Origin of the sequence: Weissella coleopterorum, assembly GCF_011304355.1 — a bacterium.
GTDB classification, from domain to species: Bacteria; Bacillota; Bacilli; order Lactobacillales; family Lactobacillaceae; genus Weissella; species Weissella coleopterorum.
In genome coordinates this window covers 78,508-97,127 of the sequence record NZ_CP049888.1, presented here as the reverse complement: position 1 = coordinate 97,127, position 18,620 = coordinate 78,508, and the positions used below count along the sequence as shown (strand labels likewise).

The 18,620-nt window shown below is 36.0% G+C and carries 17 protein-coding genes, 1 tRNA gene and 1 pseudogene; 13 read left to right on the top strand and 6 right to left on the bottom strand.

The features are described from left to right. Window positions 1-183: 183 nt before the first annotated feature. The 5 genes from G7084_RS00595 to G7084_RS00575 all read right to left on the bottom strand — a co-directional run bounded on the left by G7084_RS00595 (window position 184) and on the right by G7084_RS00575 (window position 6,581). Window positions 184-2,298 carry a glycoside hydrolase family 73 protein gene (locus tag G7084_RS00595; RefSeq protein ID WP_166009082.1) on the bottom strand — a complete coding sequence of 705 codons (2,115 nt, stop codon included), beginning with the start codon at window positions 2,296-2,298 and terminating at the stop codon, window positions 184-186. Window positions 2,299-2,611: 313 nt separating this feature from the next. Further along, window positions 2,612-2,684, bottom strand: a tRNA-Lys gene (locus tag G7084_RS00590). Between the two features lie 83 nt (window positions 2,685-2,767). Then, entirely contained in the window at window positions 2,768-4,006 is a 1,239-nt protein-coding gene (locus G7084_RS00585) for an aminopeptidase (RefSeq protein WP_166009080.1), read from the bottom strand. Window positions 4,007-4,041: 35 nt separating this feature from the next. Then, window positions 4,042-5,913, bottom strand: a complete 1,872-nt coding sequence (locus tag G7084_RS00580; protein WP_246163815.1) for an FAD/NAD(P)-binding protein — start codon at window positions 5,911-5,913, stop codon at window positions 4,042-4,044. 5 nt (window positions 5,914-5,918) lie between these two features. After that, on the bottom strand, window positions 5,919-6,581 hold the full coding sequence (locus G7084_RS00575; RefSeq protein WP_166009078.1) for an NAD(P)H-hydrate epimerase: 663 nt from the start codon (window positions 6,579-6,581) through the stop codon (window positions 5,919-5,921). 137 nt (window positions 6,582-6,718) lie between these two features. On the opposite strand from G7084_RS00575, the gene G7084_RS00570 reads away from it, so the two are divergent. From G7084_RS00570 to G7084_RS00520, 11 genes and pseudogenes are all read left to right on the top strand, one after another. Next, window positions 6,719-7,060 (top strand): hypothetical protein, encoded by a 342-nt coding sequence (locus G7084_RS00570; protein ID WP_166009076.1) that lies wholly within the window; start codon window positions 6,719-6,721, stop codon window positions 7,058-7,060. Between the two features lie 135 nt (window positions 7,061-7,195). Further along, on the top strand, window positions 7,196-7,888 hold the full coding sequence (locus G7084_RS00565; RefSeq protein ID WP_166009074.1) for an MIP/aquaporin family protein: 693 nt from the start codon (window positions 7,196-7,198) through the stop codon (window positions 7,886-7,888). A gap of 263 nt (window positions 7,889-8,151) precedes the next feature. Further along, entirely contained in the window at window positions 8,152-8,637 is a 486-nt protein-coding gene (locus G7084_RS00560) for a phosphatidylglycerophosphatase A family protein (RefSeq protein ID WP_166009072.1), read from the top strand. Continuing rightward, window positions 8,630-9,625 carry an asparaginase gene (locus tag G7084_RS00555; RefSeq protein ID WP_166009070.1) on the top strand — a complete coding sequence of 332 codons (996 nt, stop codon included), beginning with the start codon at window positions 8,630-8,632 and terminating at the stop codon, window positions 9,623-9,625. The genes G7084_RS00560 and G7084_RS00555 overlap by 8 nt, the downstream gene beginning before the upstream one ends. A 20-nt stretch (window positions 9,626-9,645) precedes the next feature. Continuing rightward, the gene (locus tag G7084_RS00550; protein WP_246163814.1) at window positions 9,646-10,032 is read left to right on the top strand and encodes a YdbC family protein; all 387 of its coding nucleotides are present in this window, start codon (window positions 9,646-9,648) and stop codon (window positions 10,030-10,032) included. A gap of 82 nt (window positions 10,033-10,114) precedes the next feature. Further along, window positions 10,115-10,816, top strand: coding sequence for a response regulator transcription factor (locus G7084_RS00545; protein ID WP_166009066.1), 702 nt, complete (start codon window positions 10,115-10,117; stop codon window positions 10,814-10,816). Then, entirely contained in the window at window positions 10,813-12,012 is a 1,200-nt protein-coding gene (locus G7084_RS00540) for a sensor histidine kinase (RefSeq protein ID WP_166009064.1), read from the top strand. The genes G7084_RS00545 and G7084_RS00540 overlap by 4 nt, the downstream gene beginning before the upstream one ends. A 150-nt stretch (window positions 12,013-12,162) precedes the next feature. Continuing rightward, entirely contained in the window at window positions 12,163-12,480 is a 318-nt protein-coding gene (locus tag G7084_RS00535) for a hypothetical protein (RefSeq protein ID WP_166009062.1), read from the top strand. Window positions 12,481-12,551: 71 nt separating this feature from the next. Further along, window positions 12,552-14,707: pseudogene (locus G7084_RS00530) on the top strand (cation:proton antiporter). Between the two features lie 107 nt (window positions 14,708-14,814). Beyond that, window positions 14,815-15,126, top strand: a complete 312-nt coding sequence (gene trxA, locus G7084_RS00525; protein WP_166009060.1) for a thioredoxin — start codon at window positions 14,815-14,817, stop codon at window positions 15,124-15,126. A 117-nt stretch (window positions 15,127-15,243) separates the two neighbouring features. Next, window positions 15,244-15,804, top strand: a complete 561-nt coding sequence (locus G7084_RS00520; protein ID WP_166009058.1) for a DUF805 domain-containing protein — start codon at window positions 15,244-15,246, stop codon at window positions 15,802-15,804. 152 nt (window positions 15,805-15,956) lie between these two features. Here the strand turns inward: G7084_RS00520 and cbpA are convergent, their stop codons facing one another. Continuing rightward, a complete protein-coding gene (gene cbpA, locus G7084_RS00515) occupies window positions 15,957-16,604 on the bottom strand; it encodes a cyclic di-AMP binding protein CbpA (protein WP_166009056.1) in 648 nt (215 codons plus the stop codon). 534 nt (window positions 16,605-17,138) lie between these two features. Between cbpA and G7084_RS00510 the strand changes: the two genes are divergently transcribed. Further along, on the top strand, window positions 17,139-17,375 hold the full coding sequence (locus tag G7084_RS00510; protein WP_166009054.1) for a helix-turn-helix domain-containing protein: 237 nt from the start codon (window positions 17,139-17,141) through the stop codon (window positions 17,373-17,375). A 780-nt stretch (window positions 17,376-18,155) separates the two neighbouring features. Continuing rightward, the gene (locus G7084_RS00505) at window positions 18,156-18,572 is read left to right on the top strand and encodes a hypothetical protein (RefSeq protein ID WP_166009052.1); all 417 of its coding nucleotides are present in this window, start codon (window positions 18,156-18,158) and stop codon (window positions 18,570-18,572) included. Window positions 18,573-18,620: the final 48 nt, after the last annotated feature.

Genomic DNA, 18,620 nt, shown 5'->3' with positions numbered 1-18,620 from the left:
TCATAAAATATATTCCGTATATTATTTTATATATATATTATTTTTTAGTGGTACTAAAACAATATCGTTACGTTAGATATTTCTAATTATTTAACTCCAAACCTAAAAAAACCCCATGGGTCAGATTTAATCTAACTTATGGAGTTTAGTTACAAAATATTAAATTAACTAATTTGACTGAATCTATTCACCATTTGTAGCTATAATGTTAGATTTTTTTGTCACATCAGATGATAAGTTTGAATTGGTCGTTGTGGAAGCTATAGTTTCATCTTTAACTTTGGGTTTATCTGAAACACTAGAGCTCTCGCTCTTCACTGAATTAGTATTAGAGGAACTAGAACTAGTTGTTTGTTGACTAGAAATGGTTTCAGTTATAGCTAGGCTGCTTTTAGAAAGATTGTTTGTTAAATCTTGTTCAGCTACATGTTCACTACGTGTTCCATCACTATATACAATCCAGTATTCATAGCGCGAATAGCTATAATTTTTCATTTTAGATGATTTCACAGTTCCGATTTGACCACGATGATTCATCAAATTAAAGCCATTGGTTTCATTTACAGCGTTATTGGCAATTTTAACTTTTTGACCTACTTTATATTTCGGATTAATAGGGACAATATTATTTGAAAGGTCTTGTTCAGCCACATGTTCACTACGTGTTCCATCACTATACGTAATCCAATACTCAAAATGCGAATAGCTATGATTTTTAGTTTTAACAGACTTAACGGTCCCGACTAGGCCACGTTTATCAAATAATGAGAAACCATTGGTTTCACTTTCGGCATTCAATCCGACTTGAACTCTCTGACCAACTCTATATTTAGCCTTCAAATTAATGATTTTGCTTGAAAGATCTTGCTCAGCCACATGTTCACTACGAGTTCCGTCACTATATGTTATCCAATATTCGTAATGCGAATAGCTATGATTTTTAATTTTAACCGACTTAATCGTTCCTACTAATCCCTGTTTATCTACTAAGGAAAAGCCGTTGGTTTCCGACCCAGCATTCATTGTAATTTGAACTTTTTGACCCGTCTTAAATTTAGCTGCCGGAGCAGTCTTTAAATCTTGTTCTAAGACGTGATCATTATGAGAACCGTCACCGTAATCAACACTATACGCAAAATTAGATACAGAGGCTTTTTTAGCTTCTCGAGACTTAATCGTTCCGATCCAATTTTGATGATTTCTTAAATCATATCCGTTTGCTTCATTGGTCGCATTACTACTAATTTGAATCTTCTGTCCCACGTTATACTTAGGCTTAGCGTTTATAATTTGACTCGAAAGGTCTTGCTCAGCTACGTGTTCACTACGTGTTCCATTACTGTAAGTTATCCAATATTCGTAGTGTGAATAACTGTGATTTTTAATTTTAAGCGACTTAATTGTTCCAACTAAACCTTGTTTATCTTTCAAGGAGAAACCGTTAGTTTCTGAACCTGCATTATATGAAACTTGAACCTTTTGCCCGGCTTTAAACTTAGCTGCCGGAGCAGTCTTCAAATCCTGTTCCAAAACATGCATATTGACATTACCATCTCCATAATCAATATAATAAGCATGATTTGAATTAGATGTCGTCGAATTTTCAACTGATTTAATCGTTCCAACCCAATTTTGATGATTTCTAAGATCATAACCATTCGCTTCGTTGGTCGCATTACTATTAATTTGGACTTTTTGCCCGACTTTATATTTGGCGGGTGCAACATCGTCTACAAATTTATCAAATTTATTATATTGAATGAGGCTGATTAATTTTGAACCATAATTGGGATCAGTTGCGTATTTACCAGTCAAAGCGTTGGCTGCAGCTTGATATGATTTCGCATTTTCTTTCCAAGCACCTGAATAAAAAGCGTGATTCCATGAGGTTCCATTACGAATAACATTTCCGTTATCATTCATTGATTCGGTGGGGGAAGGATATTTTCTGAATTGGGCATCTACGTAATAGATATTACCGTTCTCATCATATTCCGCGGTACGCATTGTTACGGATTGACCATTATAGGTTCCCTTAATACCAAAATAGTTATTAGCTTGGGTGGAGAGAGTTGATTGCCCCCATGCTGATTCTAAGGCTGCTTGAGCCATCATGACTGAGCCCCAAGTGTTATAACTCTTTGAAGCCGATTTAACTCCAGGCGTTACTCGATTGATAAAGTTTTGGACATTGTCAGCCGAAACGGTTTGTTGTTGATTGATAGCACTAAAGGTTCCAAGTGTTGTCACTGTGACCCCTAATGATTGTAATAGAATCTTTCTCGTTGAATCTTCCATAGGATAACCTTTCTTAAAGAAATCTTAATATTATTAAATCATATCTATTTTTAAGAGTTGTTGTCAAGATAAATCACACCAAAATAGTAATAAATTTATCTGGAACAATTTAAAATTAAATTGATATTCTAAAACTTACCTTATTTATTTGGAAAGAAAATAGGATTGATAAATTGTAATCTTATTAAAAGTGGGTTGAATTGTTTTTAAATAATTATAAATGATTCAAATGGGTTGATTGTGAAAATTATGTGAACACCGCGATAAGTGCATAAAAAAAACCATTTCATTTTGAGAAATGGCTTTTATATAGTGGACAGCCAGGGGTTCGAACCCTGGACCTACGGATTAAGAGTCCGTTGCTCTACCAACTGAGCTAGCTGTCCATTCTGTTCATTGAGGTAACTCAACAACAGATATAATCATACCAAAAAATTAAAAACAATGCAAGAACTAATTTAAAAACAAATTATACCCAGTCGCCATTTTTAAAAATTGGAATTAGTGAACCATCCGCTTTGACGCCCAATACATTCATATCAGCCGAACCCATCATGAAGTCAACGTGGATGATTGAGAGATTTTCACCCTTTTGTTGACGTTGTTCATCTGACATTTGCGTCCCATTGTTAATGTTAAATGGATAAGCTGCGCCTAAAGCAAGATGGTTTGATGCATTTTCATCAATTAATGTATTGTAGAAAATGATTCCAGATTGTGAGATGGGGGAAGGGTTAGGAACTAATGATACCTCACCAAGCGAGCGAGCTCCTTCATCGGCACGAATTAATTTTTGCAACACATCTGAACCCGAGCTAGCTGTTGCTTTTGTGACTTGACCATCAGCAAAGGTTAATTCAATGTCATTAATTAATACGCCACCATAGGAGAGTGGTTTTGTCGCTTTAACGGTTCCTGTAATATTACGATAATCAGGCGCAGTAAATACTTCCTCAGTTGGTAGGTTAGCCGTAAAGTAGTTTCCTGATTTATCAAAGGAATCAGCCCCTTCCCATACATGATCTTGAGCCAAACCAACTAATAAATCTGTTTGATTCGAAGTGAAGTGAAGTGCTTTGAAATTTTCTTGGTTCAACCAAGCTGCCTTGTCTGACAATTTTTTAATATGGTGTTGCCACGCAATGATAGGGTCATTATCGAGAGTGATACGGTTAAAGTCAAAAATTTGCTGCCATAACTGATCTAACGCCATTGCAACTTCTAAGTCTGGGAAAATTTTGTGAGCCCAATTGGCGCTCGCAGCTGCTACAACTACCCATGATAAATCATTATTCATTGTGGCATCCATCACTGGCTTTTTAGCGTATGCTAATGCTTTTGAGTATTCAGCAACACTATCTTGGTTAAGATCGCCTAGTGCATCTGGATCTTCAGAAATAATGCTAATTCGTGATGTATGGTGATCAGCAATTTCTTTTGCTCGAATGGTAGTTGACGTTGGGATAATTGCTAGTTGTTCAACTGAACTATGTTTAATGAGTTCATGAGTCAGATATTGGTCATTCCATTCAATTTGAACTTTAGCCGCTCCACGTCGATAGGCAGCATCTAAGATGAAATGCGCTAGTTTTTGTTGATCAATTGCTGCATAAATGATTACTTCTTGCCCGGATTGAACGTTGATTCCAATCGAAGTGATGAGTTCAGCATATTTTTTAAGATATCGTTCTAAAGTTAATGTATCCATATTTGCTCCGATCTAATATGATTTTTAATAATAATTTAAGATAGAGTGAGTTTAAAATGACCTTCTGGCAAAAATATTATTGGCAATATTTTCAGCATCCTGCAAAATTTTGTCATGAACATCGGGTCGGGGGAGAAAGTTGTGAACCATGACCAACCTTCAGTTGGGACCCCCCACAAGCGTAAACCGTGGACGTCATGCTGTTCAGAGTCGACCAGATTCATTGTTACGCGGTTAATGACGGCTCCACCGACTTCAAAAAAAGTTCCGTTCGCTTCTTGATACTTTTTAGTGCTAATTAATTTATCTGCAACTAAATTTTGAATGAGTGGATTGGTGCTCGTGTTCATGTTAATACCATGCAAACGAGCCTCAACCAGTTGCTTAGCAGGGTATCGCTTGCCAAAAATATCATTCGCGATAAATTGCTGGTCCGTAGCTTCGATTTTGATTTGTGGTCCTGTAATCGTTAGGATTCCAGCCCGCATTAAAGCCTGCATCTGTTCAACTCTTAATACAGGTGGCCCCACGGAAATAATGTTATTAAAGGGGTTAAATTCACGTAAAAAATTGGGGTATTCTTGTTCATTTAAATAATTTGCTAGAACATAATGACGAATAACACTTCGGATGTCTCTTAAAATGTCGAAGGCACCCGCATACGGCGCATCAACATTACCCTGGCGGGCATCACTGATATCCCATTTTAAGTATGAGATAAAAGTCTCTTGATAGTTACTTGCGCTGGCTTTTGCAAATGGATTTAAAATCAGATCCCAATTCATAATTAAATCATCAGGTAGCCCCCATTGGCGGGCGGTTACATCAATTTCATCAGAATCACTTAGTGCATCTAAAAATGCTTTAGCATTAAATGGCCATGTTACAGCTAGATCACTAATCACATTGAGATAATGTTTAAAGCTAATCTCTTTTTTGATGAGGTTCATGAAGAAATCAAAAGTAACTTCACCTTGATGTGTTTCCGCAAAGTGATCTAAAGCTGCTGGAATGAAGAAGCGAGGGCGGTATCCATCTTTGCTAACTTTTTGGTTGGTTCCGCGAGCATGTAATGGAATTCCATGTCTTGATCCAGCAATTAGTTGAGGTTCCTGTCCTGATGGTTGATAGACTAACTCAGCATTTTGGTTTCGGCTAAATTTACCACCTCGACCTATGGTAAGTTTAGCAATGTAATCAAAGAAACTAAGCCCCAGACCCCTTAAAATCACAGGTTCGTTTGCTTTAATTTGTTGAAGATCTGCTTCAGCAGGATGTCCAGCCGGAACGTAGGTTAAAAGGTTTTGCTGCGCATAGGTGTTAAGATTTTCTTCTTCTGGTGAAAGTGATTGATCAACATGTCCCAGCGCCATCACTACTTCATCTGTATTAAAAATTAGATTATTTTGGAGGGTGATACTAAATTGCTTTGAAGCTAGTTGATGAATTTCAGTAGCTGTTTGTTGGGTTAATTTAATTTGAATGTTTTGCGGTAGATCAATTAATAATTGATCAAAGAACCACTTAGAGTAAACTCCAAATAGAGCCCGAGAACTAAAACGATTAGGATTTATTTTGGCAATTTCATCCAAAAAAGCGTTGGCATTCACAAAATCATTTTTTTGAATGTAGGCAATTCCATATTGTTTAGCCCATTGGTAAAAATTGGGTCCAGTGATGATTGGGGCGTATGTCTGGATGGAATCATCAGTAAAAAGGGTGAGCTGAGAAGTAACAGTATTCATGAGAAAGTTGGGATCTTGTTCAACGCGCCACACTCGGCCACCAATCCCCAGAGGATCAATGATGTGGATCTTGGTCAATTGGTTAGTTTGATTTGCATGAGCAATTAGCCGAGGAAGGAGGGCCAAATTACGCGGCCCGGCTCCGATTAAAGTAATATGCATAGTTATTATTCCTCGATTTCAGGATTAAATTGGTGTAGTTCGGCTGGTGAATAAATCCCAATGTCTTTAACAAAAATTGAGCCAGAGCGCTTGATACCTTCTCCTTGGAGCAAACCAGTTTTGGGATAGGCAAAAGTCACCGTAGCAGCGGCCCGAATTGCTGATCCCATGATTTCGCCAGTTGTCGCGTTCAATCCTGAAGGAACATCGATTGAAATGACTGGAATATTGGCAGCGTTAACACGTTTAATCATTTCACCTAACTTGACTGGGACAGGTTTTGACAGACCGATTCCAAACAAGGCATCTACAATCACAGTATATTGGCGGAAATCTTTGACTCGATTAACAGGGGTTAATCCATATTTTTTAGCAATCTTCAATTGGATGGTATTATTGTGAGCGGCTCGATTTTCGTCACCAACAAAAAGAAGATCTACTGATACGCCTTTTTGCATTAGTAGGCGTGCCATCGCGACTCCGTCACCACCATTATTACCTAAACCGGCAATGACTAAAACCTGTGATAAGTCAAATTGTCCAGCTCCGAGAACCTCAATTCCAGCCAGAGCGGCCCGTTCCATTAAAACGAGGGAAGGTACACCAATCTCATTAATAGTATATTGATCATATTGTTGCATTTCATGCGCTGTAACTGCATCTGTCATGTTGATCTCCTTTTAGATTTAAGATATTAAGTATCATTATACATTAGAATTTTGTTAAAATTAGTAATGATATGAGTTTAATCAAGGGATTTTGATTTAATAATGTTATATTTATTTATATTGAAAGAGGGTATGAGATGGATAATATTAATAAAATTCCAGAAACAATGGAAGAAGTTCAAACTCAAGTAATGATGATGCAGCAGACTGGGTTTCAAGTTGATGAAGAAGATGTGATTAAAGAATCCATTAAGAATGGTTTTCAATCGTTATTAGATGAAAGAATGTCAGGCCATTATTATACAGTGCATTGGAATCCAGATTATACTGGATTGGATGTCATTGGATTTGGGGAGGAACAGATTGGTTTGATTCAACCAGCGGAAAAGCAATTGAGTTGGGTTGCTCAATTTAAAGCTAATGCAGATGCCATGTGGTTTAATTTAGATGAGGCGGCAGGAAAATTAATTGGAAGATAAAAATAATAAATTTTATTTTGATAAATTAAATTTATATAAAGTTCGATGTTCCAAGTTAAATTTAAGGTGTATGCTATAATATGTTTTTCAATGGCTATTATATTTTGATTTTTATTAATTAAAGGAGAATTTTTTATGCGTAAATATATTGCAGAATTCGTTGGAACAATGATTCTGGTTGTTTTTGGTACAGGTAGTGTTATCTTTGGGGGAACTTCATTTGGACCAATGCCAATTGCCTTAGCATTTGGTTTTGCCGTAATCGTTGGTGCTTATGCCTTTGGAGCCATTTCAGGGGCGCACTTTAATCCTGCAATTTCTTTGGGGATGGCAATTAATAAGCGAATTACTTGGCGTGATTTTCTTGGTTACATTGTAGCGCAAATTCTAGGAGCTTTCGTTGGTTCAGGGATCGTCGTTTCATTGATGTCAGCTTTGAGTGCCACTAAGAGTCAAATGGTTATGACAGGTTTGGGTGCTACTAATTTCCAATCACCAATTACCATTTTTGGTGCAACTTGGATCGAATTTATTTTGACATTTATCTTTGTTTTGGCAATTATGGCTATCACTGCACCTAAGAATGAATTGGGACAACAATTTGCGCCTATCGCAATTGGATTGACTTTGACTGGTTTGATTGTATTGGGTGTTGGCTTGACCGGAGCAGGATTAAACCCAGCCCGTTCATTGGCACCTGCTGTGGTTTTGGCCTTCATGGGAAGCGCTTCAGCCTTGACTAACATGGCAGCTTATATCATTGGCCCATTGGCTGGTGGAGCATTGGCTGCTGTGGTTGCTAAGTACTTGTTAAAGACTGAAAACTAATTAAACGATAAAAAATTAAGATCCGAGATATTATTTATCTCGGATCCTTTTTTGTATAATGCAATGATTATAATTTCAGGATGCTAATGTGATGGATGTTTTAGTTTGATCTAATTATAATTAATTCTAGCTAATTATCGAAGTAATTCAATCGTGGAAGCATTAGTGTTTAATTTTGGTTCAATGGTAAAATAGATGTACTGAATGATTTTATTAAATTAAAATGAAGGACTGAAAATTAAAAGAACTAAGGAGCTGGAAAGATGAATTTAGTTGAGAATGATACCTATCAAGTAGTGCTTGGCTTATTTAAGACACATGGTGTGACCTTGCACGATATTGCAGAGTTAGTGCAGGCAGGTCAAATTGACTATATGCCAAATTTATCAATGGATGAAGCCTTGGATAGTGTGCAACATGTTTTACATAAGACGGAAGTCCAAGATGCAGTAATGACGGGGATTGCCTTGGATGACTTAGCTGAGGCTGATGCTTTACCAGAACCATTGGCCACCAGAATTAAAACTGATCACCAAACTTATGGAACAGATGAAAATATGGTGATGGCGATTTTAGGGGTCTATGGTACGATTTCATGGACTAATTTTGGCTTTTTGGATCGCACCAAACCCGGTGTGATTGGTAAATTGAATGATATTCAAAAAAAGGGTGGTCGGGTCAATACGTTTATTGATGATTTGGTAGCGGCAGTGGCTGCAGCAGCGGAGGCAAGAATAGCACATGAATAAAAAATATTTGGTAATTACAACAGGTGGTACGATTGCTTCAGCGGCCACAGAAAAAGGCTTGGCCCCCAACATGGCGGCTGATGAGTTAATTGCCTTTTTCCAACCCGGACCGGAGGTTGAATTGGCCGTTTTAGATTTAATGGCAAAGGATTCAACGAATATGCAGCCAGAAGATTGGTTATTAATAGCCCAGTCCATTCAAGAGCAAGCTGAAAAATATGATGGCTTTATTATTACACATGGGACGGATACAATGGCCTATACAGCATCTGCGCTATCTTATTTATTGTATGGTTTTAATAAGCCAGTGGTATTAACTGGTTCGCAAATTCCGTTAGGAATGCAATATACGGATGCTGAATCAAATTTGCAAGATGCGTTATTATTTATCAACGATACTAAGTTAAAAGGGGTCTTTATTGTCTTTAATGGGTTAGCAATGGTGGGAACTCGGGCGGTTAAGACTAAGACACAAAGCTATGATGCTTTTGAATCGATCAATTATCCTTATGTTGCTCGGATGATGCATGGCAAAGTTAATCAATTATACCAACCGGAACCAGAGACGTTGCCTTTACAAACTGGAACACTAGCTTTAGATACTAATATATTTATGTTAAAAGCATTTCCGGGGATGACGGTTGATATTTTTGATTACCTAAAAACCCATGCACATGGGGTGATTATTGAAAGTTTTGGGAATGGTGGCCTACCTTTTGAACGTCGTAATCTGTTACCAGGAATCCAAAGTTTGACGGACGCGGGGATTCCTGTGGTGATTACAACACAAATTTTAGAAGAGGGACAAGACATTTCATTATATGAGGTTGGTCAGCGTGTCGTGGAAGCTGGTGGAATCACTGCTGGTGATATGAATACCGAGGCAATTGTAGCCAAGTTGATGTGGGTTTTAGCCTATACCGATGATATTGATGAAATTACGAAATTACTACAAACATCTGTTGCACATGATATGGGCTTTGTATAATTTGTTTGGCTTAATGAGGCATGAAAACTGAAAAGTGGTTATTAATTGAAAGTAGGATAATACAAATGGCAGAACGTGGTAAATTAAAATTTGAGATTATTGAAAAATTTGGAATTCTTTCAACGAGTAAATCTGGTTGGAACTTAGAGTTGAATTTAGTGCAGTGGGGTGATAACCAACCTAAATTTGATCTCCGTTCTTGGAGTGTCGATCATACCAAAATGGGGAAAGGCGTTGGGTTGACACATGATGAATTAACCCAGTTACAGCAAATTTCGCAAAAGATTTTGGGTGCTGAGAATCAAAATATAACTACTCATTTTGCTCAACTACCAGAAGATGATGGTTTTGGACCCGATGCTGATTTTGAAAATGATCGCCCCAAAGTAACCAGGTTAAGTGACTAAGCTTGTTTTTTAAATTGGAAGTTAATGACAAATTTAAGGTTTACTTTGTAATATAATAAAAAAACAAATTAGGAGCACGATAATGGGGACTAAATCAGTAAAAATTTTAATTATCGAAGATGATAAAGCTTTAAGTGAAACGATTAAAACAACGGTGGAGACAATTGGTGAAACGACGCAAATTTATGACGGACAAGAAGGTCTATTTGAAATTTTAGCTGGAATTTATGATTTGGTGATTTTAGATGTCATGTTGCCTGAAATGGATGGATTTACCGTCTTAAAGCGGGCACGGGAAGAATTACCGAAGCTACCAATTTTGATGTTAACGGCTAAAGATAATTTAGAAGATAAAATGCATGGATTTAATTTAGGGGCTGATGAATATATTACTAAGCCTTTCTATAAAGAAGAACTGTTAATTCGAGCTAAAACATTATTAAGACACGTCGGCTTAATCGGGGATGAAGGCGCCTTGCAAGTTGGAAACGTAGAGATTAGTATCGATAAGCATCAAGTGATGGTAAATGACGAACTGGTAAATGTTCAAGGTCGAGAATTCGGATTGTTAGTATACTTAATCCAACATCAGGACCAGATTGTGACTAAAGATCAAATTTTTGATCGGCTATGGGGATTTGATTCTGAAACCTCTCTTACGGTTGTTGAAGTCTACATGTCGAATTTACGTAAAAATTTACGGGTAGCTGGGGCCAATTTACAGATCAAAACTTTACGGAATGTTGGCTACACATTAAATGTGATCAATGAGGACACTTTATGATCGACAAAATTACCAATAACGGCTTCTTTAATCGAATTCATCAAGTACGAAAAGCGATGTCAACGCAAATGAAGGTCACTATTTTAATGGCTGTTGGGTTTACGATTGTATTTGGTGCGGTCGGAACTTTTATTGATCGACAATTTAGAGAGGTTGTTTATAGTAATCCAATTATGCGTGTAAAACAGCCATTTGATACGAATCAAGCTAACTTACTAAATAATGGTGAGAATGTCGTTAGCAATACTTATTTGAAAAGTGAAAAATTGTTTATCCCAAAGGAAGATCGAGTTTATATTAAATATTTTAATCAAGGTTGGTACATGTTTTATAAACATGGAACGATGGTATCCTATCAAAATATAAGTATTGAACATGATATGGTTGAACGTTTTTCAAGTCGTCTCCTGCTAATAATGGGGACCTCTGAAGTATTGTTATTATTGATGGCCTTTATTTTAGCTCGTGCTAATATGATCCCAATTACGCGAGCTTTACGACAACAACGCAGATTTGTAGCTGATGCGGCGCATGAGTTTAAAACGCCGATGACAGTTATTCAAAATAAACTTGAAACAATGTTAGAACATCCGAATGATTCGGTTATGGATCAAGTCGAAAATGTTGCAAACTCTCTAACGGAAGTTCGACATTTGAACAAATTAACAGCTGATATGTTGAAGCTAGCACAGGCGGATGCTGAAGTTGTAATGTTTGATTTCCAACCGACAGATTTAGTGAAAATTAGTAAGGAAGTCAGTGAAATATTAGAAGTTCAATTTAATGAAAAACAACAAATATTAAATCTTGAGATGCCTGACGAACTAATTATTGAGGGAGATGCTCAACGGTTACGACAATTAATTTTAAATTTAGTTGATAATGCGCATAAATATACGGATTCAAAAACGGTTATTACCGTCCAACTAAGGAAATTACGCAATATTGCGCGTATTAAGATTATTGACAATGGCGAAGGAATTTCCACGGAAGATAAAAAACATCTATTTGATCGATTTTATCGAGTAGATAAATCGCGTTCTCGAGCCAGTGGTGGTCATGGATTAGGACTGTCAATTGTGCAATGGATTGTGGAGGGGCATGGTGGTAAAATTAGTGTCGAAGATACAGTTCCACATGGAACAACTTTTGATATTGTTTTACCATTAAGACATCGAAAACAACCGGATAAGTAAAAGCAATAGACAAATATTTTGATTATAGTATACTAGGGACACTTAAATTAGAAAATTTAAGTTAAAAATAAAAGATCATTAATCATTGGGACCTTTAGATATTACTTTAGTGCCCAAATAATCAATAATCAAAAAGGAAGGTTACATTTAATGAGTCGATTTTTACAAATAAGCTTATGGATATTACTAATTATTGGATTACTGAGTTTCGGAATGCCTGTTTTTCATATTGCATTCGGCGTAATTGGAGTCGTTTTTAGGATATTAGGCTTTTTAATTTTAATCGGTCTAGTAATTGTGTTCTTAATCTATTGGTTTCTGCGGCGTAAAATCAGACAAACGATGGGAAGTCAAGGTTCTCAAAATTATGCCTATTATGAATTCCATCAACAAAATAAAGCACAAGATATTTCGAATAATGATTTTGGTCATCCAGGAGTTAAGGATGTCACTCCGGATGATAAATAATAAATTTAAAGTCATCTCTATGAATGAGATGACTTTTATTGTATTAGACCAGTAAAGTAGAAGAGAGAGGGATGCAAGTGTACTACATAGTTGCGTTACTAGTAATTGGAGTTGTGGGAACAAATATTATAAAACAATTTTTCCCTAAAATTCCAGAAGCATTTATTTTAATCGTTGTGGGGATTTTACTGTCCTATACTAAAATATTTCAAGGATTCGAACTAGAACCTGAGTTTTTCATGGTTGCGATTATTGCACCGCTTATGTTTGTCGACGGTCAAAAACAGTCAATTAAAAAAATTCGGGAGCGGTTTAGTTTGATTTTTGTTTTATCAGTGGTATTGGCTACTGCGACCGTTTTGATTGTTGGAATTATGACAAATCTGATCGAAGCAAAATGGACTCTGCCATTAGCGATCGCTTTAGCAGCAATTGTTACACCGACAGATGCTGTGGCTGTGAAATCGATGACCAGTGGTAGCGAGATGCCTAAGGGCGTGGGTGAAGCTTTGGAATTGGAATCATTATTCAATGATGCTACTGGTTTGGTGATTTTAGACCTAGCGCTTTCGGTCTTGGGTAACCAAGACCTATCAGTCGTGGGGGGATTGGGCACTTCTTATTTGTGGCAATCGGTGGAATTTTAATTGGACTTATTGGTGGTTGGCTGATTATTTTGTTGCGGGTTAATTTAAATTTTTGGGTCAATCAGCCAGAAGTTTCTATTATTCCGATTAGCCTGTTGACCCCTTTTGTTATTTATTTATTAGCGGAACATTTAGGTACATCAGGAATTTTAGCAGTTGTAGCGACTGGAATTATGCATAACTGGGAAGCCAATCGACTCCGCTTATCATCAACTAGAGTCCAGGTGACCCAAAGTATTATCTGGACCACAATTTCAGAAATGTTAAACAGCGTGGTCTTCTTATTCTTGGGGATTGCTTTACCTGATGTTGCTCGGAAATTTTTCCAACTAGATCAAACGTCAATTCTACTATTATTAGGATTGAGTGGCATGATTTATTTTATGATGTTCTTGATTCGTTATATTTGGGCCCAGTGGGAACATGAAGGATCCGCGCAAATTTTATTTGGTGCTAACAATACCAAGCAACATACTTTCTACTCGAAAATTTTTGCAGTTAGTGGAATTCATGGGACGATGACTTTGGCGATGGCCTTCTCACTGCCCAAACAGATTGGGGGAGTAGCATTCCCCTACCGAGATGAATTGATCATTGTGGCTTCAATTGTCATCTTGTTCAGTATGTTCGTTAGTGCGGTGGTATTACCACTATTATTACCCGTTAAAAAAGAAGATTACACAGTAGATGAATTGAATCATTTTCGTGGTAAAATGGTTGATTTTGCAATTTTACAGATGCGAAGTCAAGTAGAAGATCATTCGGTTCGCGAAGCTCTAACGGCACAGTTACAATCACAAAAGGGTTGGGGCACGATGAAACGCGAAGAAATTACTCAACTTTATCAAAACAAAATGATTGATATGAAGGACTTTGTTAGCGAGTATATTCATAGTTCCGATGTGCGGGATCGGTATAGTCAACATACGATTGTAATATACGAAAAGATGGTTGACCGAATTCGGACCAAGGGCGAGACAGGGCTGAGACGTAGGTTGGGTAAAATTCAACGTAAGCGTTTGAAGCGAAATATTAAACATTTGATGCATGAGATTAAATGGCATGCTCAACAAAATTTAAATGAGCAGTCAGGTCTATCAAAACGGCTAAGTACAGAAAGACAACGCCAGTTCAAGCAAAAAAATGTTAATTATGAATCATTTAAGAATATTTCACGTCAGGAAATGATGGAGCAATGGCAAAAAATGCAAAATGAGCTTTTGGCGTTGAATGAGGAAGTCGCCAATCATACAGACAATCAAATTGATAATTTGATGAAGGAGCGACTGGCCACTGGACATGGGGATAATCAATCGATTGACATGGTCCGTAAAAGTATGGAAGAATTTTTCAATCGTATTCGTCGGGACTATAAGCAAGCAGTTGAAGTAGACAATAATTTATTCTTGCGAGCTTTTCAGTATGAGTTTACTTTTGTACAACAAGGTGTGGAAGCCCAAAAGATCCCGCAAGCATTGGCATCCGAGCTATATACCGAGATTAATGACGCACAAACATTGCAAATTCAACGTGCGAGTGAGTTGGAACAGCAAAATGAGCTGGTGGGAATTAGCATATAACTAACATTTAGTAAGAAAAACTTGACGTAAATGTTCTTTTCCGCCAAAATGGAAATAAGCAAAAAGTTACTTTTTAATGTGATTACACATAATGGAGGTGGTTTAATATGACTGTCGAAGCAATTAATGATCAAGATTTTGTGCAAAAAACTAGCCAAGGTGTAACTTTAGTTGATATGTGGGCAACTTGGTGTGGGCCTTGTAAAATGCAAAGTCCAGTGATCGAAGCTGTTTCAAAACAACATCCGGAGGTGTATTTTGCCAAAATGGATGTTGATGAAAACCCCAAGACATCTGAAGAACTTGGAATTCAAGCAATTCCAACCTTGTTAATTAAAAAAGATGGTGAAATTGTGGAGCGATTAGTTGGGTATCACCCAATTAAACAAGTGAACGAAGTTTTGGCTAAATATATTTAGTATTGAGCAATAAATAAAGACGCTCTGAATTTATTTTCAGAGCTTTTTTTGTGGCGAGGATCACTGGGGTTGTTGGGTAAATATGATAAAATATAAAATATAAACGGGGGTGTGGATATGATTTCATTTTGGCAAGCATTTAAAAATTATTGGCGTCGGGGAGTTGATTTCCGCGGTAAATCAACACGAGCGGAATATTGGTGGATGGTACTATGGGCTGTTCTTTTTTCGGTGATTTTATTAGGCGGATTAGCAATTTCCATGTTTTTGTGGACTTCTAATCATGGTATTGGTCAGATTGAGACGTTAATTTTCAAAAATATTATATATTTTCTGATTTTGACTATTGTTATCAGCGTTATATTGATTATCCCAACGACGGCCTTAACGGTACGACGTTTACGAGATACTGGGTTTAAAACGTGGTTGATTTGGGTTTTAATTTTATTGAATTATGTATTTAATCGGATGGAGCTACAATGGCATAATTGGTGGCAGATATTACTCAGTCTCTTATCATTATTAATTTCTTTGATTATGTTCTTGGGGTTAGTGATGAAATCAGATTCTTTGCGGTTGGGTAGAATTAAAGCTCAACCAGAGCAGGTGAAGGTTGAAACTTTATATCCAATTCAAGTTAAAACCGAAGAGTTGACGATGGACACCCAAGATAATTAATTTAGACCAAAAATAACAATAACCTAATTAAAACAGAGGCTTAAGTTGGACGAGTGGTTGATGCTTAAGCTCTCTTTTACTATTTATATTAGATAAGTATAAAAAAGTCTGACTCAAGCCAGAGGGCATAAGTCAGACTAATGAGCTAAGGTTTAACTCAAGTAAGATTGCTTGTTTAGGTCTTCAATAGATTCTAGACGGAATCCCTTGCGTGATAGTAATTTAATGATTTTAGATAAAATATCTTCATCAACTTGGCGAGGTAGAGTGAAGATGATGCGCTGAGTTAAGGCGTTTTGATCGGGATTCAAAGAAACAGCGCTTGAAATGGTGGAGTAACGTGAAACATACTTAGCAGCGCGTTCGAGACTGCCACGTTCACCATCAGTTAGGAGCGTTAATGTGTAGCGTCCTTGTTCAGTTTGCCAGGATGACGCTAGCATGTTCATCATGGCCGAATGGGTTAGGATCCCGATGAAATTATGATTTTCATCAATAACGGATATGAATGGTAAATCCTGCAATGAAAAAAAAGTTTCAAAAAAAGTGGCATCAATTTGAATGAATTTAGTCATATTACGCATTATTGAAGTTACCGGGAGCGTAAGGTCCCTTTGCTGTGATTGGGCCTGATAAATATGCATTTTGTAAATGACGCCACGAAATAATGTCCCCGTAGTGTCTAAAATTGGAATAGCTCGGAATGAGGTAGTCTCAAAAATACGAAGAGCATCCTCGATGGACGCATCTTCGGAAACTGTAACTAATTCATCTTTAGATTTAATAAGTGATTCCAGCATATTAGCCTCTTTCTCTAATCTTAGTCTAATAATTTTAACATGGAATCGCATAAAGTAAAAGAAATGATCGTAAATTTAGAGAATATTTTTAGCTTTGTCAATGATTTTTTTAAAATAAAAAATTCTGTTAAAAATGTTGAAGGATCCTGATGGTTGCTAAATAGATCATGAAGGCTGATAAAAGTGCTAAATGATTGATTTAAAATAAAAAATTGAGGATCCTAATATGAGGCAATAAATAATTATTTAGCTTACTTGATGTAGTAGGATATAAAAGTTGAACGGGATTGTTTATTAGGTTAAAATTAATTAAATGGGCTTTAATCGCAATTATTCAGACATTTAGAACAAGTCTATAATATATTAAATAAATAAAAGTTAAATAAACGGGAAGATGGAATTAGAGCATAATCCTATGAAATTAAAAAAATATATTAAGATAAATAGTGTTAAAGATAGCTGTTAGATATGGCTGTTGGAAGCACTATTTTTTTGTATTATGTATTTTTTTAATGAAAAGAAAAGGTGAATTTTATGAATAACAAGTCATTGAGTGTATGTTTAAAAAAATGGAGATTATCTCAAAAAATGGGATTTGTTGACGCTTCGAGAAAAATAGGTATTTCTCAATCAACATTATTCAATTATGAAGATCGTTTGACTACACCAAGTTATAGGACAGCGGAAAAACTTGGAAAAGTTTTGAATTTAAGTGCAGTTGAAATAATTGAAATGTCAAAATTTGATATGTCAATGAAAGCTAGTGAATAAATGATTGAATTAATTCAAGGTTATTTAAGAAGTAAAATTGCTAATATTTGATATTTGAAGTTTACGATAACTTAGTAGAAGTTAAATATCAGGTATTAGGATTTGAAAAAATACCTGAATTATTTTACCCAGATGTTTAAATATAAGATCAACAATTACAGGTAACTGTAAAAGGCATATAAAATAGTTTTCAAAATTAATTTTTAAAATATTAAATATGCTTTGGTTGGATTGATTATTTAAATATGTTAGTTAAAATAAAAAACCGGCTGAACAGAAAGTTCAACCGATTTAGTACATTGAAAATAAAATACTTAAAAAAGTAAGTATGTTATAACAACGAATTAGACAATCGATATTATAACATATTCTAAATGGGACAGCGATCCCAGCTTTTTACGGAGTGTACCACAGAGAGAACTGTCTTCTCCGATATCAAGGTGCAGACTACGCTTGAAATGAATGTAGCATTTTTACTATTTGTGATTAAATAGTTGGTTAATGGACTACTATTAGCTAAGTGGACTACTGATAGTTCACTATTTGTAGATTATAAATTCCATTAAAGGAACGTTAGTAAAATAACTGGTTGATAGACTAACTATTGCGGGTGTGAGAGCCTTTAACGCATATTGCCATGACTTATACTAAATGTGTAAAACAACGTATAACGAGCAGGCGAGAGAGCTTTGTAAGTACTAATTTAAAATGATATTTACATTTTGTAGAAGGAATATTTTATTGTGTTTATTTTATTAGTATTTTAGGGAGATTTATAATATGAGTTCAACAGTCGAAACACTAGAAGAATCAATGGTTTTAGTTTCAAAATTAAGATCACTAACAAAAGATATTGATATATCTACTGACGAGAGTTTAGAAGACTTAGTAGAGTTAGAAGGATTAATTAAGAGACAAAATGAATTACTGATTAATCTACGTAGAGATGACTTGGCTTATATTCAAAAGTGTAGACAAAAAGATGATACAATTCATCGTTTAAATGAGCTAACGCTTGCGGATTTGAAGTATCGTACAGTTGACATGGAATCTGAACTCTTGATTATTGATACATTAATTGATGATCTAGATAAGTTAGGTTTTCCAAGTGATGTTGTAATATACAAACAACACCGTGAACATTATGTAAGAGATCGGCAATTGTATCAACGTCTACGTGATCGAGGTTTGATCTAATAAAATATTGTTATTGTTTAATATCAACATTCTTAACAGATGTTGGTA